Raw genomic sequence first — 20,797 nt, forward strand, 5'->3', positions numbered from 1 at the left:
GTGCTGACCTCTCCTGCCCCGCGCCCGGCCGCGTCCGGTGCGTCCGGTGCGTCCTTTGCGTCCGCCGCGTCCGTGCCGCGGCTGGTCGTCGCCGCGCCGGCCTCCGGCAGCGGCAAGACCACCGTGGCCACCGGTCTGATGGCCGCGCTGGCCGGGCGCGGTCTCGCCGTGTCCCCGCACAAGGTGGGGCCGGACTACATCGACCCCGGGTACCACGCGCTCGCCACCGGGCGGACCGGGCGCAATCTCGACGCCTTTCTGTGCGGCCCCGAGCTGATCGCACCGCTGTTCCTGCACGGGGCGCGCGGGTGCGACATCGCCGTCGTCGAGGGCGTGATGGGGCTGTACGACGGGGCGGCCGGGCAGGGCGAGCTGGCGTCCACCGCGCAGGTGGCGAAGCTGCTGCGGGCGCCGGTCGTGCTGGTGGTCGACGCGTCCTCGCAGTCGCGGTCGGTGGCGGCGCTGGTGCACGGGTTCGTGACGTGGGACCCGCTGGTGCGGATCGGGGGCGTGATCCTCAACAAGGTCGGCTCCGACCGGCACGAGGAACTGCTGCGCCAGGCGCTGGAGTCGGTGGGGGTGCCGGTGCTGGGGGTGCTGCGGCGGGCGCCGCAGGTGGACACGCCGTCCCGGCATCTGGGTCTGGTGCCGGTCGCCGAGCGGCAGAGTGCCGCGGTGGAGGCGGTCGCCGCGATGGGCGCGCAGGTCGAGCGGGGCTGCGACCTGGCCGCGCTGGAGGCGCTGGCGCGGTCCGCGGGGCCGCTGCCCGGCGACCCCGCTCCCTGGGATCCCGGGGGTCCGGCGCCGGGCTCCGGCGGCGGGCGCGCGCCCGTGGTCGCCGTGGCCGGCGGGGCCGCGTTCACCTTCTCCTACGCCGAGCACGCCGAGCTGCTGGCCGCGGCCGGTGCGGAGGTCGTCGCCCTGGATCCGCTGACGGACGAGAAGCTGCCGGAGGGCACCGCCGGGCTGGTCGTCGGCGGCGGGTTCCCGGAGGTCTACGCCGCCGAGCTGTCGGCCAACGAGCCGCTGCGCGAGGCGGTCGCCGCGCTGGCGCTGTCCGGGGCCCCGGTGGCCGCCGAGTGCGCCGGGCTGCTGTATCTGTGCCGGGAGCTGGACGGGAAGCCGATGTGTGGGGTGCTGGACGCCACCGCGCGGATGACGGACCGGCTGACCCTCGGCTACCGGGACGCGGTGGCCGTCTCCGACAGCGCGCTGGCGCCGGCCGGTACGCGGATGCGGGGGCACGAGTTCCACCGCACCGCCGTGGAGCCCGGGGCCGGTGAGGAGGCCGCCTGGGGCCTGCGGGCCCCGGTGCGCCGGATGGAGGGTTTCGTGCGCCGGGGCGTGCACGCGAGTTATCTGCACACGCACTGGGCGTCCGAGCCCGGTGTGGCCCGTCGGTTCGTGGAAAGGTGCCGGACGTCATGAGCAGCAGGCTGGTCGGAGTGGGGGTCGGGCCGGGTGATCCGGAGCTGGTGACCGTCAAGGGCGTGAACGCGCTGCGCGCGGCCGACGTCGTGGTGGTGCCGGTCATGGACACCGGGGAGCGCGGGCGCGCGGAGGCGACCGTGCTGCACTACGTGCCGTCGGACAAGGTCGTGCGGGTGGTGTTCGCGCTGAACGAGCGGACCGACCGGGCACGGCGGGAGGCGGCGTGGGACGCGGCCGGGGAGCGGGTCGCCGGGCTGCTGCGGGAGCACGGGAGCGTGGCCTTCGCGACCATCGGCGACCCGAACGTCTATTCGACGTTCACGTATCTGGCGCAGACCGTGGCCGCCCTGGTGCCGGGCACGGTGGTGGAGACGGTGCCGGGGATCACCGCGATGCAGGACCTGGCGGCCCGCTCGGGCGCGGTGCTGACCGAGGGCACGGAGCCGCTGACCCTGGTGCCGGTGACCGCCGGTGCGGCGGTGCTCAAGGACGCGCTGAACGGGCCGGGGACGGTCGTGGCGTACAAGTTCGGGCGGCAGGCGGCCGAGGTCGCCGAGGCGCTGCGGGACAGCGGGCGGCTGGACGACGCCGTGTGGGGTTCCGCGCTGGGGCTGCCGGAGGAGTCGGTGCGGCCGGCCGCCGAGCTGGACGGTGCTCCGCTGCCGTATCTGTCGACGCTGATCGCACCGGCGCGGCGCGCGGACGGCCGGGGCGGCAAGCTGTGAGTGCCGCCGTCCGGGAGCGTGCCCGGGGCCGCTCAGGCCGCCAGGCCCACCACGAGCCAGACGAACGCGACGCCCGCCACCGTGCACAGCAGGGTGGAGCGGGCCGGGTGCTCGTGGTGGGCCTCGGGCAGGATCTCGGCGGCGGAGAGATAGAGCAGCACGCCGGCGAAGAGGCCGAGATAGCCGCCGAGGAACCACTCGGGGATGGTGACGAACGCGGTCGAGGCGGCGCCCACCACGGGGGCCAGCGCGTCCGCGACGAGCATCGCGATCGCCTTGCGGCGGGCGTTGCCGTACAGGCTGGTCAGGGTGAAGGTGTTGAAGCCGTCCGCGAAGTCGTGGGCGATCACGGCGAGGGCGACGGCGATGCCCATGCCGCCGCCGATCTGGAAGGCGGCGCCTATCGCCACGCCGTCCATGGCGCTGTGCCCGACCAGCGCGGCGGCGGCCGTCAGGCCCACCTCGGCCGAGCGGTGCCGGTGGCCCTCCTCACCGCCGTGCGCGGCCTGCCGGGCGGCCAGCAGCCGCTCGACGAGATGGGCCAGCAGGAATCCGGCCACGAACAGCAGCAGGGCCGCGGGGACGCCGAACACCTCCCGGCCCACCGCGTCGAGCGCTTCGGGCAGCAGATCGAGTCCGACCACACCGAGCATCAGGCCGCCGGCCAGTCCGAGGACCAGATGGCGGCGGTCGGTGACCCGCTGTGCCGTCCAGCCGCCGGCCAGCGTCATCAGGAACGCGCCGAGCGCGACGAAGACCGCCATGTGCCCTTGCTATCCGATCAACCCCCGATCGCGCACATCCGGCCACTTCCCGACCACCACACACCATGACATTCCGTACGAGAGGACCCGACCCCATGGCCGATGCCCCCACCGGCAAGGTGACCTTCGTCGGTGCCGGTCCCGGCGCCGCCGACCTGCTGACCTTCCGCGCCGCGCGGGCCATCGCCGAGGCCGACGTGGTGATCTGGGCGGCCAGCCTGGTCCAGGCCGAGGTGCTGGAGCACGCCCGCGCGGGCGCCCAGATCCTGGACTCGGCCACCATGTCCCTGGAGGACGTCGTCGCCGTGTACGAGCGGGCCCGCGCCGAGGGTCTGAAGGTGGCGCGGATCCACTCCGGCGACCCGGCGCTGTGGGGCGGTACGCAGGAGCAGCTGGACCGGTGCGCGGACCTCGGCATCGAGACGGAGATCGTGCCCGGGGTGTCGTCCTTCTCCGCCGTGGCGGCGCTCGCCGGGCGCGAGCTGACCATCCCGGAGGTGGCGCAGTCGGTCGTCCTCACCCGGCTCGGCGGCGGCAAGACGCCGATGCCGCCCGGCGAGGAGGTGCGCGAGTTCGCCCGGCACGGCACCACCATGGCCGTCTTCCTGTCGGCGGCCCGCAGCGGCCAGCTGGTGCGGGAGCTGCTGGAGGGCGGCTATCCGACGTCGACGCCGGTCGTGGTGGCCCATCAGGCGACCTGGCCGGAGGAGCTGGTCGTCAGGTGCACGATCGGCACCCTGGAGGAGACCGTCAAGGAGCACCGGCTCTGGAAGCACACCCTCTTCCTGGTCGGCCCGGCGCTCGGCGCGCACGGCACCCGCTCCCACCTGTACCACCCGGGGCACTTCCACGGCTTCCGCAAGGCCGACCCGGAGGCCCGCAAGGCCCTGCGCGCGCGGGGTGCGAGCACGTGATCACGGTGGTCGGCACGGGGACGGGCGTCTCCGGGGGCGTGGGCGCCGATGTCCTCGCCGGGGCCGCGCTCGTCGTGGGCGGGCGGCGGCACCTGGACGCCGCCGTGCTGCCCGAGGGCGCCCGGCGGGTGGTGCTGGGGCCGCTGGCGCCCGCGCTGGACGCGCTCGCCGAGTGCGCCGGGGCGGGGCGGCGCGCGGTCGTGCTGGCCTCGGGCGATCCGGGGTTCTTCGGGATCGTACGGGCGCTGGCGGAGCGGTTCGGGCCCAGGGCGCTGGACGTGCGGCCGGGGGTGTCCTCGGTGGCCGCCGCGTTCGCGCGGGCGGGGCTGCCGTGGGAGGACGCCGTGGTGGTCAGCGCGCACGGGCGGGAGCTGCGGACCGCGGTCAACGTGTGCAGGGCCCGGCCGAAGGTGGCCGTGCTGACCGGTCCGGGCGCGGGCCCCGCCGAGCTGGGCGCCGCGCTGGCGCGGCATCCGGCCGGTGACCGGGTGCTGGTGGTGGCCTCGGCGCTGGGCGGCGACCGCGAGCGCGTGGAGCGGGTCACGCCCGCCGAGGCCGCCGCCCGGGACTGGGGCACGGCGGTCAACGTGGTGCTCTGTCTGGACGAGGCGCGGGCGCTGGGCGCCGTGCGGACGCTCGCCGGGACGCCGCCGCCCGCCCCGGGCTGGGCGCTGCCGGAGGACGCCTTCGCGCACCGCGACTCGATGATCACCAAGGCGGAGGTGCGGGCGCTGGCCCTGGCCCGGCTCGGGCCGCGCACCGGCGACCTGGTGTGGGACGTCGGCGCCGGTTCGGGTTCGGTGGCCGTGGAGTGCGCCCGGCTGGGCGCGGCGGTCGTCGCGGTGGAGAAGACCGCGGACGGCGTGCGGCGGGTGCGGGCCAACGCGGCCGCGCACGGCGTGGACGTGGCCGTGGTCCACGGGACGGCGCCCGGCGCGCTGGCCGGGCTCGACGCCGATCCGGACGCCGTGTTCGTCGGCGGCGGCGGGCGCGATCTGCCGGCCGTCGTCGGGGTGTGCGCGCGCCGGGCCCGCCGTACGGTCGTCGTCGCGCTGGCCGCCCTCGACCGGGTGCCCACCGCCCGGCAGGCGCTCCTGGACGCCGGGCTGACCTGCGACGGCGTACTGCTCCAAGCGTCCCGGCTCGCCCCGCTGCCGGGGGACGTGAACCGGCTCGCGGCGACCCATCCCGTTTTCCTGCTGTGGGGCGTCCGGCCCCCGGCGGCCCCCGCCGAAGGGCCCCCGGCGGCCCTGCCCGAAATCGGATCCGCAGAAGAAGCAGACGAACCAGACAAAGCAGACGAAGCAGAAGAACCCGAAGAAGGAGTTGCCCAGTGATCGGCCTCATTTCCGCCACCGCGGCGGGCGCGGTGGCGCGGGACCGGCTGGCGGCCGCGTGGCCGGAGCGCACCCGGGTCTACGACGGGCCCGCGGGCGCCGCCGTACGGGCCGCGTTCGCCGAGTGCGAGCAGCTCGTGTGCTTCCTGGCCACGGGCGCGGTGGTCCGGCTGATCGCGCCGCTGCTGGCGGACAAGGCGTCCGACCCGGGCGTGGTCTGCGTCGACGAGGGCGGCCGGTTCGCCGTGTCGCTGGTCGGCGGGCACGGCGGCGGCGCCAACGGGCTGGCCGCAGAGGTCGCCGGGGTGCTGGGCGCCGCGCCGGTGGTGACGACCGCGACGGACGCCGCGGGACTGGCCGGTCTGGACACCCTCGGCCTGCCCGTCGAGGGCGATGTGGCCGGGGTGTCGCGGGCCCTGCTGGACGGGGTGCCGGTAAGGCTCGACGCCGAGGTGCCCTGGCCGCTGCCCGCGCTGCCCCTCGCGCCCCCCGGAACGGCGGCCGAGTACGCCGTACGGGTGACGGACCGGGCGGGCGCGGCGGGCGGGCGCGAGGTGGTCCTCAGGCCGCCGTCCCTGGTCGTCGGCGTGGGCGCCTCCGCCGGGGCGCCCGCCGAAGAGGTGCTGCACCTGGTCGAGGACGCGCTGCGCGAGGCCGGGCTGTCCCCGCGCAGCGTCGCCCGCCTGGCCACGGTGGACGCCAAGGCAGCCGAGCCCGGCATCGTCGCCGCGGCCGGGGCGCTGGGCGTGCCCCTGGTGACGTACTCCGCCGCCGAGCTGGCCGGGGTCGACGTGCCCCACCCGTCGGACGCGCCGCTCGCCGCCGTCGGCACCCCCTCGGTCGCCGAGGCCGCCGCCCTGCTCGGCGGCGGCGAACTCCTCGTCCCCAAGCGGAAGTCGGCGCGGGCGGACGGGCGGCCCGCGATGGCGACGTGCGCGGTCGTACGGCGGCCGGTGCGCGGGCGGCTCGCGGTGGTCGGGCTCGGCCCCGGCGCCCGGGACCTGCTGACCCCGCGCGCCCGCGACGAACTGCGCCGCGCCGCCGTGCTGGTGGGGCTCGACCAGTACGTCGACCAGATCCGCGACCTGCTGCGGCCGGGCACCCGGATCCTGGAGTCGGGGCTCGGCGCCGAGGAGGAGCGGGCCAGGACCGCCGTCGCCGAGGCCCGCGCCGGGCACGCCGTCGCGCTGATCGGCAGCGGCGACGCCGGGGTGTACGCCATGGCCTCGCCCGCGCTCGCCGAGGCGTCCGACGACATCGACGTGGTCGGGGTGCCGGGGGTCACGGCGGCGCTCGCGGCCGGGGCGATCCTGGGCGCGCCGCTCGGGCACGACCATGTCTCGATCAGCCTCTCGGACCTGCACACCCCGTGGGAGGTCATCGAGCGGCGGGTGCGGGCCGCCGCCGAGTCCGATCTCGTCGTGACCTTCTACAACCCCCGCTCCCGGGGCCGGGACTGGCAGCTGCCCAAGGCGCTGGCGATCCTGGCCGGGCACCGGGACCCGGCGACACCGGTCGGTGTCGTGCGCAACGCCTCACGGCCCGACGAGTCCAGCCGGCTGACCACGCTGGCCGCGCTCGACCCGGCGACCGTGGACATGATGACCGTCGTGACCGTGGGCAACACGGCGACGCGGCGGATCGCGGGCCGCATGGTGACCCCGCGCGGCTACCGCTGGCAGGGGGAGCACGCGTGAACGCCCCGGCGGCCGCCGCCCGGCTCCCCCGCCGCACCCCGTACCCCCCATCGCACCACCCCCTTTCACCCGAGGAGATCCTGTGACCACCCCGACGCCGCCCGCCCTGCTCATCGCCGGACACGGCACCCGGGACGACGCCGGTGCCGAGGCCTTCCGCGACTTCGTGCGGGAGCTGGGCCGCCGCCACCCCGAACTGCCCGTGGCGGGCGGCTTCATCGAGCTGTCCCCGCCGCCGCTGGGCGACGCGGTCACCGAGCTGGTGGAGCGCGGTGCGCGCCGGTTCGCCGCCGTGCCGCTGATGCTGGTGTCCGCCGGGCACGCCAAGGGGGACATCCCGGCGGCCCTGGCCCGCGAGAAGGAGCGGCACCCGGGGATCTCGTACACCTACGGCCGTCCGCTGGGCCCGCACCCGGCGCTGCTGCGGGTGCTGGAGCGGCGGCTGGACGAGGCTCTTCAGGGCACGGGCGGCGACCGCTCCGAGGTGACCGTGCTGCTGGTCGGGCGCGGTTCGACCGACCCGGACGCCAACGCCGAGGTGTTCAAGGCGTCCCGGCTGCTGTGGGAGGGGCGCGGGTACGCGGGCGTGGAGACCGCGTTCGTGTCGCTGGCCGCGCCGGACGTGCCGAGCGGCCTGGACCGCTGTGTCCGGCTGGGCGCCCGTCGGATCGTCGTCCTGCCGTACTTCCTGTTCACCGGCATCCTGCCGGACCGGGTCCGGCGGCAGACCGAGGACTGGGCGGCGGCCCACCCGGACGTCGAGGTGCGCTCGGCGGACGTCATCGGACCGGAGCCCGAGCTGCTGGACCTGGTGATGGAGCGCTACGAGGAGGCGGCCGGGGGCATGGTGCGCATGAACTGCGACTCCTGCGTCTACCGCATCGCCCTGCCCGGCTTCGAGGACAAGGTGGGACTGCCGCAGCAGCCGCACTTCCACCCGGACGACGACGGTCACCACCACGGCCACGGACACGGGCACCACCACGGCGGGCACTCGCACGAGCATGCGCACTGAGGAGCACGCGGTGACGGACGAGACGGCCGGGGCGGCCGGGGCGGCCGGGGCGGCCGGGGCGGCCGGGGCCGACGAGACCGGCGGCCACGATCTGCGGCACCACGGTGACGCGGAGGTGCGCGACGACGGCGCGGCGCTGACCGACCTCGCCGTGAACGTGCGGACCGGGACCCCGCCGCCGTGGCTGCGGGAGCGGATCACCGCCTCGCTGGACTCGCTCGCGGCCTATCCGGACGGGCGGGCCGCGCGGGCCGCGGTGGCCGCCCGGCACGGGCTGCCGGTGGACCGGGTGCTGCTCACGGCGGGCGCGGCGGAGGCGTTCGTGCTGCTGGCGCGGGCGCTGAAGGTGCGCAGGCCGGTCGTCGTGCACCCGCAGTTCACCGAGCCGGAGGCGGCGCTGCGGGACGCGGGGCACTCCGTGGACCGGGTGCTGCTGCGGGAGCGGGACGGCTTCCGGCTCGACCCGGCGGACGTGCCCGGGGACGCGGACCTGGTGGTGGTCGGCAACCCCACCAACCCGACGTCGGTGCTGCATCCGGCCCGGACGCTCACCCGGCTCGCCCGGCCGGGCCGCACGGTGGTGGTCGACGAGGCGTTCATGGACGCGGTGCCCGGCGAGCGGGAGGCGCTGGCCGGGCGGACCGACGTGCCCGGCCTCGTGGTGCTGCGCAGCCTCACCAAGACCTGGGGGCTGGCCGGACTGCGCATCGGCTATGTGCTGTCCGCCCCGGAGACCGTCGCCGCGCTGGAACGGGCCCAGCCGCTGTGGCCGGTGTCCGGCCCGGCGCTGGCGGCGGCGACGGCGTGCGTGGAGCCGCGCGCCCTGGCCGAGGCGGCACACGCGGCGCACCGCACGGCCGCGGACCGCGGCCACCTGGTGGCGGGCCTGACCGCCTTCGCGGACCGGGGCCTCCAGGTGGCCGGGCCCGCCGAGGGCCCGTTCGTCCTGGTGCGGACACCGGACGCGGCAGGCGTACGCCGACGGCTGCGCACCCTCGGGTACGCGGTCCGCCGCGGGGACACCTTCCCGGGGCTCGGACCCGACTGGATACGGGTCGCGGTGCGGGACCGGGAGACGACGGACGGGTTCCTGGCGGCACTGGGCGCCGCGCTGTCCTGACCGGGCGGCGGTACGGCCGGCGCCCCGGAGGGCGGCACGGCGGGCGTGGAAGGCCGACCGCCTCCCGCGCCGCCGCGCCCCTCCCCCGCGTCAGCTCCTGCGCCTGCGCAGCAGCGCGAGGACTCCGCCGCCCACGGCCAGCAGCACCGCCGAGCCCCCCGCGAGGTAGGGCGTCAGGGAGCTGCCGCCGGTCTCGGCGAGGTCGGCCTTCGCGGGTTCGGCGGGCGCGGTGGCGGGGGCGCCCTGGGGCTTCACCCCGGCGGCGGGGGTGGCGGCGGGCTCGGGGGACTTCTCCGGGGCCGCGGGGGACTCGCAGCTCGCGTGGGCGAGGGTGACGGTGCCCTCGACCTCGGCGACGTTGAGCTTGAGCGGGTTGACGGAGACCTTGAGCCGCAGGGCCGTCGCCGCGGCCGTGCGGGAGGTGGTCTCGTGCTGCGAGAGGTCGAGGCGGACCTCGCCGACCGCCGGGACCTGCACCCGGGTGGTGCCGCCCGCGGACAGCGTCACCTTCTTGCCGAGCACGGTCACCGCGCCCAGCACGTCGCTGGTGGCGGCCGGGGCCCGGCCGGTCGCGCAGATCGCCTTCGAGGTGACCTGGTCGACCTCGATGACGGACAGCAGGGGCAGTCCGGGCAGGTGGACGCGGGCGTGGGCGAGGCGCACGCTGCCCTCGGCCCCGCTCGGCGAGACCTTCGCGTCCGCCGTCGCCACGTCCGCGCTGAGCACGGTGAACGGCCTGCCGCCGTCGACGCCGTCGAGGCGGGCGCTCAGCGCGGTCCGCCGGGCGCTCGCCGGTGCCTGGACCTCGTTGAGGGAGAGGGTGAGCGGGACGTTCACCGTCCTGTTGAGCAGGGACACGTCCAGGCCGGTGCGCAGCACGGACGCGCTCGCGCGGCCGTGGCCGTCGCTCGCGTGGGCGGAGCCCGCGCCGGCCAGCGCCACCGGGCCTGCGGCGAGGACGGTGGCCGCGGCTGCGACGGCGCAGCGGCGTGCGGGCATGCGGAAGTTGTTGCCGTTCACGGAGTGGGACCCCCAGAGAGTGATGCTTGGGACCCGGACAGAATTACGCACCCAGAGTGAACGGGCGGCGATCCTGCGTGACTTCACTCCTTCGTGGGGTTTCCGGCCACGTTTTCGATTTGTCCGGTACGGGTGTTCGCCCGCGTCACCCTCATGCCCCCCGCGCGCACCGGACGCGCGCACCGACCGGGCGCACCCGGCGCGCGTGAGGGCGTGCACAACGACCGGCCGGTGCGGCGGTCACCCACCCGTCAACCGCGCGACGACCGCCGCCCGCCGCCCGCCCGGTGTCCCGGCCGGTGCTCCCGGCCGGGAGCTGCCCTAGCCGACGACCCGCCCGTTCAGCACCACCCGCCGCGGCGCCGCCAGCACCCGTACGTCCGCCCGCGGATCCGTCTCGTACACGACGAGGTCGGCCGGGGCGCCCTCCTCCAGGCCGGGCCTGCCGAGCCAGGACCGGGCGCCCCAGGCCGTCGCCGACAGCGCCTCGACCGGCGGGATGCCCGCCTTGACCAGCTCCGCGACCTCGGCCGCGACCAGGCCGTGCGGCAGCGAGCCGCCCGCGTCGGTGCCGACGTACACCGGGATCCCGGCGTCGCGGGCGGCGCGGACGGTGTCGTAGCGGCGCTCGTGGAGCCGGCGCATATGGGCCGACCAGCGCGGGAACCTGCCCTCGCCGCCCGCCGCGAGCGAGGGGAAGGTCGCGATGTTGACGAGGGTGGGCACGATGGCGACCCCGCGCTCGGCGAACAGCGGGATCAGGTCCTCGGTGAGGCCCGTGGCGTGCTCGATGCAGTCGATGCCGGACTCGACCAGGTCGCGCAGCGAGTCCTCGGCGAAGCAGTGCGCGGTCACCCGGGCGCCCAGCTCGTGCGCCCGCGCGATCGCCGCCGCGGCCGCCTCGCGGGGCCAGCAGGCGGACAGGTCGCCGAGGTCGCGGTCGATCCAGTCGCCGACCAGCTTGACCCAGCCGTCGCCGCGCCGGGCCTCCCGGTCGACGTACGCGACCAGGTCCCCGGGCTCGATCTCGTGGGCGTAGTTGCGGATGTAGCGGCGGGTGCGGGCGATGTGCCGGCCCGCGCGGATGATCTTCGGCAGGTCCTCGCGGTCGTCGGTCCAGCGGGTGTCGGCGGGCGAACCGGCGTCCCGCAGCAGCAGCGCCCCGGCCTCCCGGTCGGTGAGCGCCTGCTTCTCGGCCACCTCGTCGGGGACCGCGCCGTGCGCGTCCAGGCCGACGTGGCAGTGCGCGTCGACCAGACCGGGCAGCGCCCAGCCCTCGACGGTGCGCGCCTCCCGGGCGCCGGGCGGGCGGGTGTAGGTGATCCGGCCGCCCACCACCCACAGTTCGTCACGGACCTGGTCGTCGCCGGGACCGAGAAGGACCCGCCCCTTCACATGCAGCACCGCGCCATCGCTCATGCCCCGCACCCTAGTGACCCGCTCCCCGGCGGGCCGGGGCCGCCCCGGGCCGCCCGGCCCGGCGCAGGGCGGGCGCCGCCCGGCGAGGGGCGGGCGCCGGGCACCCCGGACGGGGCCGCCGGATACTCTCGACTCCGTCGTACCTCGTGACCGAGAAGAGAGCACCGCCGTGACCCATCCCTTCCTGGACCTCGCCCCGCTGAGCGCCGCCCGCTTCGCCTCCATCGAGGACCGGGTGGCGCGGCTGCTCGCCACCGAGCAGGACGTCGTGATCACCCAGGGCGAGGCGCTGCTGCCGCTGGAGGGCGCGATCCGCGCGGCGGCGGGGCCCGGCACGGTGGCGCTGAACGTGATCACCGGTCCCTACGGCCAGACGTTCGGCGACTGGCTGCGGGACTGCGGCGCCACAGTGCACGACCTGTCGGTGCCGTACCACACGGCGGTGACCGCCGCGCAGGTCCGCGCGGCCTTTGCCGAGCACCCCGAGATCGACTTCGTGTCGCTGGTGCACGCGGAGGCGGCGACCGGCAACACCAACCCGGTCGCGGAGATCGGCGCGGCGGTACGCGAGCAGGGCGCCCTCTTCTACCTGGACGCGGTGGCCTCCATCGGCGCGGAGCCGGTGCTGCCGGACGCGTGGGGCGTGGACCTGTGCGTGATCGGGGCGCAGAAGGCGATGGGCGGTCCCGCCGGGGTGTCGGCGGTGTCGGTCAGCGAGCGCGCCTGGGCCCGGATGGCGGCCAATCCGCACGCGCCCCGCCGCTCCTACCTGTCCCTGCTGGACTGGAAGGAGCGCTGGATCGACGGCGGGCGCCGCGCGCTGCTGCACGCCCCCGCGCAACTGGAGATGCTCGCCCTGGAGGCGTGCGTCGAACGCATCGAGGAGAGCGGCCTGGACGCGGTGACGGCCCGCCACCGGTCCGCCGCCGCGGCGACCCGGGCCGGGGCGAGCGCGCTGGGCGGCGGCCTCGAACCGTACGTCCACAAGGCGTCCGAGGCGGCCCCGGTCGCCACGACCCTGCGCGCGCCCGCCGACGTCGCGGCCTCCGCCCTGGTGGCCCGCGCCCTGGCGGCGGACCCGGCGCTCCCGCTGGCGGCGGGCGGCGGTCCACTGGCCGAGGAGATGATCCGGGTCAACCACTACGGCCCGGACGCCACCCCCGAGACCGTCGACGCCTGCCTGACGGCCCTCGCCGCCGCCCTGTCCGCCGAACGCGGCACCGCGGACGGTCTCGACCCGGAGGCCGCCCGCCGGGCCGCCGCGGCGGCCTGGAGCCAGCCGCGACAGCTGTGAGAGCGGCAGCACCGCTATCGGTGAGAGCCGTGAAAGCACAGTAATTCCAGGAATTAAATCAGGGGCAGCTTCCCGTTCTCTTCTGCCCCGTTTCTCCATCTCTAAACGCCACGTTTTCACGAACGTTCGAAGACGTAATTCCCGGGCCTCGACAAGGCGGTCCCGGGAGTTACGCCATTGTGATGCACTCCACAGACGCGCCCTTTTTGCCCGGTAATTAACGGGCAAACCACCGCAAGTTGCGGCCGATCGCGCGGACGCGCGCTCGCGCGGTAACACACGTGGCGTTGCCACGTAAGAGTGCCGGGCGATGCATTTTCCAATTCAGCTCGGTAAGTTCAATTCACATGACTGCCGCACAAGCAGACCTGCGAACCGACTCCACGGAAAAGACAGATCCCGTATCCATCGAGCGCCCCGTCGTCGCCGACGGCGCCGCGCTCTGGAGGCTCGCCAAGGACTCCGGGACGCTGGACGTGAACTCCTCGTACAGCTACCTGCTGTGGTGCCGCGACTTCGCCGCCACCTCCGCCGTGGCGCGTGGCGCCGACGGCGAGCCGGTCGGTTTCATCACCGGGTACGTGCGGCCCGACCGCCCCGGTACCCTCCTCGTGTGGCAGGTCGCCGTCGACGCCGGCCACCGCGGACGCGGACTCGCCGCCCGGCTGCTGGACGCGCTCGCCGCCCGCGTCGCCGCCGAGAGCGGGCTCACCGCCCTGGAGACCACGATCGCTCCGGGCAACACCGCCTCCGAGCGGCTCTTCGCCTCCTTCGCCGCCCGGCACGGCGCCCGCGTCGAGCGCGAGGTGCTGTTCCGCACCGCCGAGTTCCCGGACGGACCGCACGACCCCGAGGTCCTGCACCGGATAGGCCCGCTGAACCACTGACCCCCGGCCCACGGACCCACCGGGGACCCGCGCGGCGCACCGGACCACCGCGCCCGCCGGCCCCGCCCGAACCGCCGACCCGACCGGTCTTCCACTCCCCACCCCCCGAGGAGCGATTCGTCGTGACCATCACCCAGCCCGACCTGAGCGTCTTCGAGACCCTGGAGTCCGAGGTGCGCAGCTACTGCCGCGGCTGGCCCACCGTCTTCGACCACGCGCGCGGCAGCCGGATGTACGACGAGGACGGCCACGAGTACCTCGACTTCTTCGCCGGTGCCGGCTCCCTCAACTACGGCCACAACAACCCCGTGCTGAAACGGGCGCTGATCGACTACCTCGAACGCGACGGCGTCACCCACGGACTCGACATGTCCACCGTCGCCAAGCGCCGCTTCCTGGAGACCTTCCAGAACCTGGTGCTGCGCCCCCGCGACCTGCCGTACAAGGTGATGTTCCCGGGCCCGACCGGCACCAACGCCGTGGAGTCCGCGCTGAAGCTGGCGCGCAAGGTGAAGGGGCGCGAGGCCATCGTGTCGTTCACCAACGCCTTCCACGGCATGTCGCTCGGCTCGCTCGCCGTGACCGGCAACGCCTTCAAGCGGGCCGGAGCCGGTGTCCCGCTGGTGCACGGCACACCGATGCCGTTCGACAACTACTTCGACGGCACGGTCCCCGACTTCCTGTGGTTCGAGCGGCTCCTGGAGGACCAGGGCTCCGGTCTGAACAAGCCGGCCGCCGTGATCGTGGAGACCGTGCAGGGCGAGGGCGGCATCAACGTCGCCCGGCCCGAGTGGCTGCGCGCGCTCAAGGAGCTGTGCGAACGCCAGGACATGCTGCTGATCGTCGACGACATCCAGATGGGCTGCGGACGCACCGGCGCCTTCTTCTCCTTCGAGGAGTCCGGGATCGTCCCCGACATCGTCACGGTGTCCAAGTCCATCAGCGGCTACGGCCTGCCGATGTCGCTGTGCCTGTTCCGGCCCGAGCTGGACGTCTGGGAGCCGGGCGAGCACAACGGCACCTTCCGCGGCAACAACCCGGCCTTCGTCACCGCGACCGCCGCCCTGGAGGCGTACTGGGCGGACGGGGCGGCGATGGAGAAGCAGACCCGCGCCCGCGGTGAGCGCGTCGAGCAGTGGCTCGTCTCGATCGCCGAGGAGAACGCCGCCGACATCAAGGAGTACCGGGGCCGCGGCCTGGTGTGGGGCCTGGAGTTCCACGACAAGGGCCGCGCCGAGCGGGTGGCGCGGCGCGCCTTCGCCCTCGGCCTGCTCATCGAGACCTCGGGTCCCGAGAGCGAGGTCGTCAAGCTGCTGCCGGCCCTGACCACCACCCCCGAGGAACTGGACGAGGGCATGAGCACCCTCGCCCGCGCGGTCCGCGAGACCGCCTGACCCGGGTCGTCCCCCGACCCATCGCGAACACTCTGCAAGGAGGCACGTACCACCGTGATCGTCCGATCGTTCAAGGAGATCGAAGGCACCGACCGGCACGTGAAGGCGGCGTCCGGCACCTGGGAGAGCAAGCGCATCGTCCTGGCCAAGGAGAAGGTCGGCTTCTCCGTCCACGAGACGATCCTGTACGCGGGCACGGAGACGTCGATGTGGTACGCCAACCACATCGAGGCCGTGGTCTGCGTCGAGGGCGAGGCCGAACTGACCGACCGCGAGACCGGGAAGACGTACACGATCACGCCCGGCACCATGTACCTCCTGAACGGCCACGAGCGGCACACGCTCAAGGTCAAGGAGGACTTCCGCTGCATCTGCGTGTTCAACCCGCCGGTCACCGGGCGGGAGGACCACGACGAGAACGGCGTCTACCCGCTGCTCACCGAGCCCGAGGAGGTGTGAGGAACCCATGACCACCACCGCCACCGTGCAGGACCTCTACCCGACCCGCGGCGCCACCGAGGTGTCCGTCCCGCGCCAGGACCCGGTGCTCTGGGGCGCCCCGGACACGCCCGGCCCGATCACGTCCGACGGGCTCCAGTCGTTCGAGCGCGACGGCTTCCTCGCCGTCGAGGAGCTGATCGGCCCCGACGAGGTCGCCGTCTACCGGCGCGAGCTGGACCGGCTGGTGGCCGATCCGGCGGTCCGGGCCGACGAGCGCTCCATCGTGGAGCCGAAGTCCCAGGAGATCCGCTCCGTCTTCGAGGTGCACCGGATCAGCGAGGTGTTCGCCCGGCTGGTGCGCGACGAACGGGTGGTCGGCCGGGCGAGGCAGATCCTCGGCTCGGACGTGTACGTCCACCAGTCGCGGATCAACGTCAAGCCGGGGTTCGGCGCCAGCGGCTTCTACTGGCACTCGGACTTCGAGACCTGGCACGCCGAGGACGGGCTGCCGAACATGCGGACGGTGTCCGTCTCGATCGCGCTGACCGAGAACCTCGACACCAACGGCGGCCTCATGATCATGCCGGGGTCGCACCGGACGTTCCTCGGCTGCGCGGGCGCCACGCCCGAGGACAACTACAAGAAGTCGCTCCAGATGCAGGACGCGGGCACCCCGTCCGACGAGGCGCTGACCGCGCTGGCCGACGCGCACGGCATCAAGCTGTTCACCGGTCGGGCGGGCTCGGCCACCTGGTTCGACTGCAACTGCATGCACGGCTCCGGCGACAACATCACGCCGTATCCGCGCAGCAACGTCTTCATCGTGTTCAACAGCGTGGAGAACGCGGCGGTGGAGCCGTTCGCGGCGCCGGTGCGCAGGCCGGACTTCATCGGTGCGCGGGACTTCACGCCCGTGCGCTGACACCGAGCCGGGAAGGGGCCTCCTCGTGTGGGACGGGAGGCCCCTTCCCGTGTCCGCGCACGCCCCGGGACACCTCCGGCGCTCAGCCCGCCAGGACGTCCAGCAGCCGGTCCACGTCCGCCTCGGTGTTGTAGAGGTGGAAGGCGGCCCGCAGCCGTCCCGCGCGGGCGGACAGCTCCAGCCCGGCGGTGCTCAACTCGCCCTGCCGGTCGCCGAGTCCGGGCACGGAGACGATCGGTGAGCCCGGTGCCGGGACCGGTTCGTGGCCCAGCGAGCGCAGTCCGGCGCGGAAGCGGTCGGCGAGGGCCAGGTCGTGGGCGCGTACGGCGGACACGCCCAGTTCCTCGACGAGTTCCAGGGAGCGGCGGCCGCCCGCGTAGGAGAAGAGCGCGGGGCTCTCGTCGAACCGGCGGGCCGAGTGCGCGAGTTCGGCGATCGGGCCGTAGCAGCTGTCCCAGGGCCGCTCCCCCGCCACCCAGCCGGCGAACAGCGGGCGGAGGCCGCCGAGGTCCTCCGGGACGACCAGGAAGGTCACGCCCCGCGGGCACATCAGCCACTTGAAGGCGACGGCCGCCACGTAGTCGTCGGCGTCCGCGTCGAGGTCCAGCCAGCCGGCGGCCTGGGAGGCGTCGACGTAGGTGCGGGCGCCGTGGGCGCGGGCCGCCGCGCGGACGGCGGGCAGGTCGGCGATCCGGCCGTCGGCGGACTGCGCGGCGCTGACCGCGACCAGCGCCGTGCCGGGCCGTACGGCCTCGGCGACCTCCTCCAGCGGCACGGTGCGCACCTTCAGGTCGCCGCGCAGGTGGAAGGGGTTCACCACGGAGCTGAAGTCGCCCTCGGCGGTGACGACCTCCGCGCCCTCGGGCAGGGAGGCGGCGACGACCCCGCTGTAGACGGCGACCGAGGCACCGGCGGCCACCCGGTGCGCCGGCACCCGCACCAGCCGGGCGAAGCTCGCGCGGGCCGCCTCCACGTCGGCGAACATGTCGGTGGGCCGGCCGCCGGCCGCCGCCTCGACGGCGACGCGCAGCGCCTCCACCGTGCGGCCCGGCAGCAGCCCGCAGCTCGCGGTGTTCAGATAGGTGCTCTTCGGGGCGAACTCGGCTCGGACGCGGCTCTCGAAGGTCTCCATGGGACCACTGTGCGGCCCGTCCGGATCGAAGTCCATCGCGTCGTTCTGCGCGGTTCCCCCAAGGAACACTTATGTGAACACCGGAAGGTCCGCGCCGGGGCTCAGGCCCCCGGCACCGCGCAGCCGTCCGGGCCGCAGGCCGCCGCGTCGGCGGAGCCGTCCTGGACCAGGGTCAGCGGCGCGCGGTCGCCCCACGCCTGGGTGAGGGCCTGGGTGAACACCTCGGCGGGCTGGGCGCCGGAGACCCCGTAGGCGCGGTCGAGGACGAAGAAGGGCACCCCGGTGGCGCCGAGCTGCGCGGCCTCCTGCTCGTCGGCGCGCACGTCGTCGGCGTAGGCGTCCGGGTCGGCCAGCACCGCGCGCACGGCCCCGGCGTCCAGGCCCGCCGCCACGGCCAGGTCGACCAGCCGCTCGTCGCCCTCGGCGAACACGGAGCGCTCCTCGGCGAAGTTGGCCCGGTACAGCGCGTCCAGCAGCGCGTCCTGCCTGCCGTGCTCCTTGGCGAGGTGCAGCAGGCGGTGCAGGTCGAAGGTGTTGCCGTGGTCGCGGTCCCGGGTGCGGTAGTCGAGTCCTTCGGCGGCGGCCTGGGCGCCGAGGCTGTCCTCGCCCGCCTGTGCCTGCGCCTGGCTCATCCCGTACTTCCTGGTGAGCATGGTGAGCACGGGCTCGACGTCGCCCTTGGCGCGGTGCGGGTCCAGTTCGAAGGAGCGGTGCACCACCTCGACCTGGTCGCGGTGCGGGAAGGCGGCCAGCGCCTTCTCGAAGCGGGCCTTGCCCACGTAGCACCAGGGACAGGCGATGTCCGTCCAGATCTCGACGCGCATGCTCTCGGCTCTTCTCCAGTCGTACGGGTGCGGAAGGACGCTCCGCGCGGATGTGTGAACGTTCAAGCAGCCGGGTTCATTCCCCGGCCGCGGTCACCGGCGCTCACGGCGCACGGCGCCTGCGCGGCCGGGTGCCCGACGGCCCGCCTCAGCTGCCGTCCCGCGGGTCCGTGAGCCCGTACGGCCGGAACTCGATGCCGTCCCAGGTCACCGTGCAGCCCTCGCCCGTCGGCGACTGCGCCAGGAAGCCCACCAGGGTCTCCTCCGGCCGCTCGGCTGCGGCCAGACCGAAGACACGGACGAAGGTCCAGCGCGCGCCGTCGAGGGAGGCGTGGAAGGCGTACGCGCGTCCGGTGCGGCTGATCCGCAGCCACAGCGCGTCGCCGTCCACGGTGAAGGAGTTGACGTCGTCGGAGTGGCCGCGGGTGACCACCGTGCACACGGTCGGCACGTCCGGGGACAGCTCCAGGCACAGCTTGGCCCAGGCCCGTTCGCCGACGTGCAGATAGAGCACCCCCGCGTCGAAGGCCGCGCCGAAGCCGACCGTGACGCGGGCGATCAGCTGGAAGTCGCCCTCCGGGGGCGCGCCGAGCAGCCGGGGCGCGTCGGAGACGGACTCCAGGGACTCCCCGGCGGGCGGCACGAAACGGTCCTGCCGGGGACCGGCCCGGCCGGTGAGGGTCCCGTCCGCGTACGCCCACCGGCCGTCGGGCCCGTACGGGCGCAGCGCGAAGGGGAGTCCGGGCAGTGCGAGAGGTTCGGCGTCCATCGCCGCAGTCTCGCAGCCCGGCTCCGCCCGGCCGCCACGGGGCCCGCGGCGGCCGCCCCTCAGCGCTCCGGGCGCCCGTCGTATCAGCGCTCCAGACGCCCGTCGTAGCGGCGCGGCAGGCCGAGCGGGTTGTCGTCGCGCAGTTCCGGGGGCAGCAGGGCCTCGGGGGTGTTCTGGTACGCGACCGGGCGCAGCCAGCGTTCCACGGCGGTGCCGCCGACCGAGGTGGAGGTGGAGGTGGTCGCCGGGTAGGGGCCGCCGTGGTGCTGGGCGGGGGCCACCGCCACGCCGGTCGGCCAGGCGTCGACCAGGACGCGTCCGGCGAGCGGGGTCAGCTCGGCGAGAATCTCCGCGCCCCGGCCCCGGCCGGCCGCCTCGTCGGCGGAGAGGTGCACGGTGGCGGTGAGGTTGCCCGGGAGCCGGGACAGCACGGCCGTCGCCTCGTGCGCGCCGCTGTAGCGGGCCACCACGGTGACCGGCCCGAAGCACTCCTCCAGGAGCAGGTCGTGGGCGCCCCCGCCGGTCAGTTCCGCGGCCGGGACGGTGAGGAACCCGGCGCGCACCGTGTGCTCGTCGGCGGCGCCCGGGGTGAGGGGTGCCTCGACGCCGGGCAGCGCGGCGCGCTCGGCGACCCCGGCGACGAAGGCGTCGCGCATGCGGTGGTCGAGCAGGACGCCGGGCGCGGTGGCGCCGACGCCGTCCGCCAGGGCCTTGACCAGGCGGTCCCCGGCCGCGCCCGCCGGGACCAGCACCAGGCCGGGCTTGACGCAGAACTGCCCGGTGCCCAGCGTCATCGACCCGGCGAGCCCGGCGCCCACGGCCTCCGCCCGCTCCTCGGCCGCCGCCTCGGTGACCAGGACCGGGTTGAGGGAGCCCAGCTCGCCGTGGAAGGGGATCGGCGCCGGGCGGGCCGCGGCGGCGTCGAACAGCGCCCGGCCGCCGCGTACGGAGCCGGTGAAGCCCGCGGCGGCGACCAGCGGGTGCCGGATCAGGTCCAGGCCCGCCCGGAAGCCGTGGACCAGGCCGAGCACGCCCGCCGGGACGCCGTGCTCGGCGGCGGCGGCGCGCAGCACCTCGGCGACCTGCTCGGACAGTGCCGGGTGGTCCGGGTGGGCCTTGACGACGACCGGGCAGCCGGCGCCGAGCGCGCTCGCGGTGTCGCCCCCGGCGACGGAGAAGGCGAACGGGAAGTTGGAGGCGGCGTAGACGGCGACCACACCGAGCGGCACCTTGTAGCGGCGCAGGTCGGGGACGGGCGGCGTGGCCGTGTCGTCGGGGTGGTCGATGATCACGTCGAGGAAGGCGCCCTCGTCGGCGAGGTCCGCGAAGGAGCGCAACTGGTGGCAGGTGCGGGCCAGTTCTCCGGTGAGCCGGGCCGGGCCGAGCGCGGACTCGGCGTCGGCGGTCGCCACGAGCCGGTCCCGGGCCGCCTCCAGGCGGTCGGCCGCGGTGCGCAGGAAGGCCGCCCGGACGGCCCGGTCGGCGAGCGTGCCGCGCGCGCCGCGGGCGGCACGCACCGCGGCGTCCACGTCCTCGGCTGTGGCCTCGGCCGCAACCCGCTCGCGCTGCTTCCCGGTTCGGGGATCGACACTCCAGACTGGTGCTGCTGCCACCGCGGGTCCCTCCACCTGCCTGCCGCTCGCGCCGCAGGACGTAGGCCGTCCGTCGCTCGTCCGTGGGTCATCCAGCAGA

Annotated in this window: 19 protein-coding genes; 12 read left to right on the forward strand and 7 right to left on the reverse strand. The window is 75.2% G+C overall.

Annotated elements, in window-relative coordinates; all coding sequences use genetic code 11:
* Both ACWDYF_RS33360 and cobI read left to right on the forward strand, forming a co-directional pair.
* On the forward strand, nucleotides 1-1,428 hold the full coding sequence (locus tag ACWDYF_RS33360; protein WP_389473068.1) for a cobyrinate a,c-diamide synthase: 1,428 nt from the start codon (nucleotides 1-3) through the stop codon (nucleotides 1,426-1,428).
* Nucleotides 1,425-2,156 (forward strand): precorrin-2 C(20)-methyltransferase, encoded by a 732-nt coding sequence (gene cobI, locus ACWDYF_RS33365; protein WP_026252513.1) that lies wholly within the window; start codon nucleotides 1,425-1,427, stop codon nucleotides 2,154-2,156. Before ACWDYF_RS33360 ends, cobI begins: the two co-directional genes overlap by 4 nt.
* A gap of 32 nt (nucleotides 2,157-2,188) precedes the next feature.
* Here cobI and ACWDYF_RS33370 read toward each other — a convergent pair whose 3' ends face one another.
* A complete protein-coding gene (locus tag ACWDYF_RS33370) occupies nucleotides 2,189-2,920 on the reverse strand; it encodes a ZIP family metal transporter (protein ID WP_018567677.1) in 732 nt (243 codons plus the stop codon).
* Between the two features lie 95 nt (nucleotides 2,921-3,015).
* Here ACWDYF_RS33370 and cobM point away from each other — a divergent pair, with 95 nt between their 5' ends.
* The 5 genes from cobM to cobC all read left to right on the forward strand — a co-directional run bounded on the left by cobM (nucleotide 3,016) and on the right by cobC (nucleotide 9,003).
* Complete coding sequence (gene cobM / locus ACWDYF_RS33375; protein WP_018567676.1) at nucleotides 3,016-3,834, forward strand: precorrin-4 C(11)-methyltransferase; 819 nt, start codon at nucleotides 3,016-3,018, stop codon at nucleotides 3,832-3,834.
* Nucleotides 3,831-5,171, forward strand: coding sequence for a precorrin-6y C5,15-methyltransferase (decarboxylating) subunit CbiE (cbiE, locus tag ACWDYF_RS33380; protein ID WP_389473062.1), 1,341 nt, complete (start codon nucleotides 3,831-3,833; stop codon nucleotides 5,169-5,171). The genes cobM and cbiE overlap by 4 nt, the downstream gene beginning before the upstream one ends.
* Nucleotides 5,168-6,868 carry a precorrin-3B C(17)-methyltransferase gene (gene cobJ / locus ACWDYF_RS33385; protein WP_389473059.1) on the forward strand — a complete coding sequence of 567 codons (1,701 nt, stop codon included), beginning with the start codon at nucleotides 5,168-5,170 and terminating at the stop codon, nucleotides 6,866-6,868. Before cbiE ends, cobJ begins: the two co-directional genes overlap by 4 nt.
* A gap of 82 nt (nucleotides 6,869-6,950) precedes the next feature.
* Nucleotides 6,951-7,883 (forward strand): sirohydrochlorin chelatase, encoded by a 933-nt coding sequence (locus tag ACWDYF_RS33390; RefSeq protein ID WP_381743880.1) that lies wholly within the window; start codon nucleotides 6,951-6,953, stop codon nucleotides 7,881-7,883.
* A complete protein-coding gene (cobC, locus tag ACWDYF_RS33395; protein WP_389473056.1) occupies nucleotides 7,873-9,003 on the forward strand; it encodes an Rv2231c family pyridoxal phosphate-dependent protein CobC in 1,131 nt (376 codons plus the stop codon). Before ACWDYF_RS33390 ends, cobC begins: the two co-directional genes overlap by 11 nt.
* A 90-nt stretch (nucleotides 9,004-9,093) precedes the next feature.
* Here cobC and ACWDYF_RS33400 read toward each other — a convergent pair whose 3' ends face one another.
* Together ACWDYF_RS33400 and ACWDYF_RS33405 are read right to left on the reverse strand one after the other, a co-directional pair.
* Complete coding sequence (locus tag ACWDYF_RS33400; RefSeq protein WP_389473053.1) at nucleotides 9,094-10,023, reverse strand: SCO1860 family LAETG-anchored protein; 930 nt, start codon at nucleotides 10,021-10,023, stop codon at nucleotides 9,094-9,096.
* A 321-nt stretch (nucleotides 10,024-10,344) separates the two neighbouring features.
* Nucleotides 10,345-11,442, reverse strand: a complete 1,098-nt coding sequence (locus ACWDYF_RS33405) for an amidohydrolase family protein (RefSeq protein WP_381743877.1) — start codon at nucleotides 11,440-11,442, stop codon at nucleotides 10,345-10,347.
* A gap of 169 nt (nucleotides 11,443-11,611) precedes the next feature.
* Here ACWDYF_RS33405 and ACWDYF_RS33410 point away from each other — a divergent pair, with 169 nt between their 5' ends.
* The 5 genes from ACWDYF_RS33410 to thpD all read left to right on the forward strand — a co-directional run bounded on the left by ACWDYF_RS33410 (nucleotide 11,612) and on the right by thpD (nucleotide 16,380).
* Complete coding sequence (locus tag ACWDYF_RS33410) at nucleotides 11,612-12,736, forward strand: pyridoxal-phosphate-dependent aminotransferase family protein (protein ID WP_381743876.1); 1,125 nt, start codon at nucleotides 11,612-11,614, stop codon at nucleotides 12,734-12,736.
* Nucleotides 12,737-13,083: 347 nt separating this feature from the next.
* Nucleotides 13,084-13,623 carry a diaminobutyrate acetyltransferase gene (gene ectA / locus ACWDYF_RS33415; RefSeq protein WP_355481564.1) on the forward strand — a complete coding sequence of 180 codons (540 nt, stop codon included), beginning with the start codon at nucleotides 13,084-13,086 and terminating at the stop codon, nucleotides 13,621-13,623.
* Between the two features lie 122 nt (nucleotides 13,624-13,745).
* A complete protein-coding gene (gene ectB / locus ACWDYF_RS33420; protein WP_381743875.1) occupies nucleotides 13,746-15,017 on the forward strand; it encodes a diaminobutyrate--2-oxoglutarate transaminase in 1,272 nt (423 codons plus the stop codon).
* 54 nt (nucleotides 15,018-15,071) lie between these two features.
* On the forward strand, nucleotides 15,072-15,476 hold the full coding sequence (locus ACWDYF_RS33425) for an ectoine synthase (RefSeq protein ID WP_064532216.1): 405 nt from the start codon (nucleotides 15,072-15,074) through the stop codon (nucleotides 15,474-15,476).
* A gap of 7 nt (nucleotides 15,477-15,483) precedes the next feature.
* Nucleotides 15,484-16,380 carry an ectoine hydroxylase gene (thpD, locus tag ACWDYF_RS33430; RefSeq protein WP_389473047.1) on the forward strand — a complete coding sequence of 299 codons (897 nt, stop codon included), beginning with the start codon at nucleotides 15,484-15,486 and terminating at the stop codon, nucleotides 16,378-16,380.
* 82 nt (nucleotides 16,381-16,462) lie between these two features.
* Here thpD and ACWDYF_RS33435 read toward each other — a convergent pair whose 3' ends face one another.
* The 4 genes from ACWDYF_RS33435 to ACWDYF_RS33450 all read right to left on the reverse strand — a co-directional run bounded on the left by ACWDYF_RS33435 (nucleotide 16,463) and on the right by ACWDYF_RS33450 (nucleotide 20,718).
* Nucleotides 16,463-17,512 carry an aminotransferase class V-fold PLP-dependent enzyme gene (locus tag ACWDYF_RS33435; RefSeq protein WP_389473044.1) on the reverse strand — a complete coding sequence of 350 codons (1,050 nt, stop codon included), beginning with the start codon at nucleotides 17,510-17,512 and terminating at the stop codon, nucleotides 16,463-16,465.
* Between the two features lie 101 nt (nucleotides 17,513-17,613).
* Nucleotides 17,614-18,336, reverse strand: a complete 723-nt coding sequence (locus tag ACWDYF_RS33440; RefSeq protein ID WP_389473042.1) for a DsbA family oxidoreductase — start codon at nucleotides 18,334-18,336, stop codon at nucleotides 17,614-17,616.
* Between the two features lie 148 nt (nucleotides 18,337-18,484).
* Nucleotides 18,485-19,105, reverse strand: a complete 621-nt coding sequence (locus tag ACWDYF_RS33445; RefSeq protein WP_389473039.1) for a DUF1349 domain-containing protein — start codon at nucleotides 19,103-19,105, stop codon at nucleotides 18,485-18,487.
* Between the two features lie 83 nt (nucleotides 19,106-19,188).
* Nucleotides 19,189-20,718: an aldehyde dehydrogenase (NADP(+)) gene (locus tag ACWDYF_RS33450; RefSeq protein WP_389473036.1), complete on the reverse strand. Its 1,530-nt coding sequence runs from the start codon at nucleotides 20,716-20,718 to the stop codon at nucleotides 19,189-19,191.
* Between the last annotated feature and the right edge of the window lie 79 nt (nucleotides 20,719-20,797).

The sequence above is a fragment of the Streptomyces sp. NPDC003284 genome (assembly GCF_053589675.1).

What these genes read in the sequence shown, in the direction of transcription:
- cobM (WP_018567676.1), top strand. Translation starts at nt 3,016, where the DNA reads ATGGCCGATGCCCCCACCGGCAAGGTGACCTTCGTCGGTGCCGGTCCC.
- thpD (WP_389473047.1), top strand. Translation starts at nt 15,484, where the DNA reads ATGACCACCACCGCCACCGTGCAGGACCTCTACCCGACCCGCGGCGCC.
- ACWDYF_RS33445 (WP_389473039.1), bottom strand. Translation starts at nt 19,105, where the DNA reads ATGGACGCCGAACCTCTCGCACTGCCCGGACTCCCCTTCGCGCTGCGC.
- ectA (WP_355481564.1), top strand. Translation starts at nt 13,084, where the DNA reads ATGACTGCCGCACAAGCAGACCTGCGAACCGACTCCACGGAAAAGACA.
- ACWDYF_RS33435 (WP_389473044.1), bottom strand. Translation starts at nt 17,512, where the DNA reads ATGGAGACCTTCGAGAGCCGCGTCCGAGCCGAGTTCGCCCCGAAGAGC.
- ACWDYF_RS33370 (WP_018567677.1), bottom strand. Translation starts at nt 2,920, where the DNA reads ATGGCGGTCTTCGTCGCGCTCGGCGCGTTCCTGATGACGCTGGCCGGC.
- cobC (WP_389473056.1), top strand. Translation starts at nt 7,873, where the DNA reads ATGCGCACTGAGGAGCACGCGGTGACGGACGAGACGGCCGGGGCGGCC.
- ACWDYF_RS33440 (WP_389473042.1), bottom strand. Translation starts at nt 18,336, where the DNA reads ATGCGCGTCGAGATCTGGACGGACATCGCCTGTCCCTGGTGCTACGTG.
- ACWDYF_RS33405 (WP_381743877.1), bottom strand. Translation starts at nt 11,442, where the DNA reads ATGAGCGATGGCGCGGTGCTGCATGTGAAGGGGCGGGTCCTTCTCGGT.
- cobI (WP_026252513.1), top strand. Translation starts at nt 1,425, where the DNA reads ATGAGCAGCAGGCTGGTCGGAGTGGGGGTCGGGCCGGGTGATCCGGAG.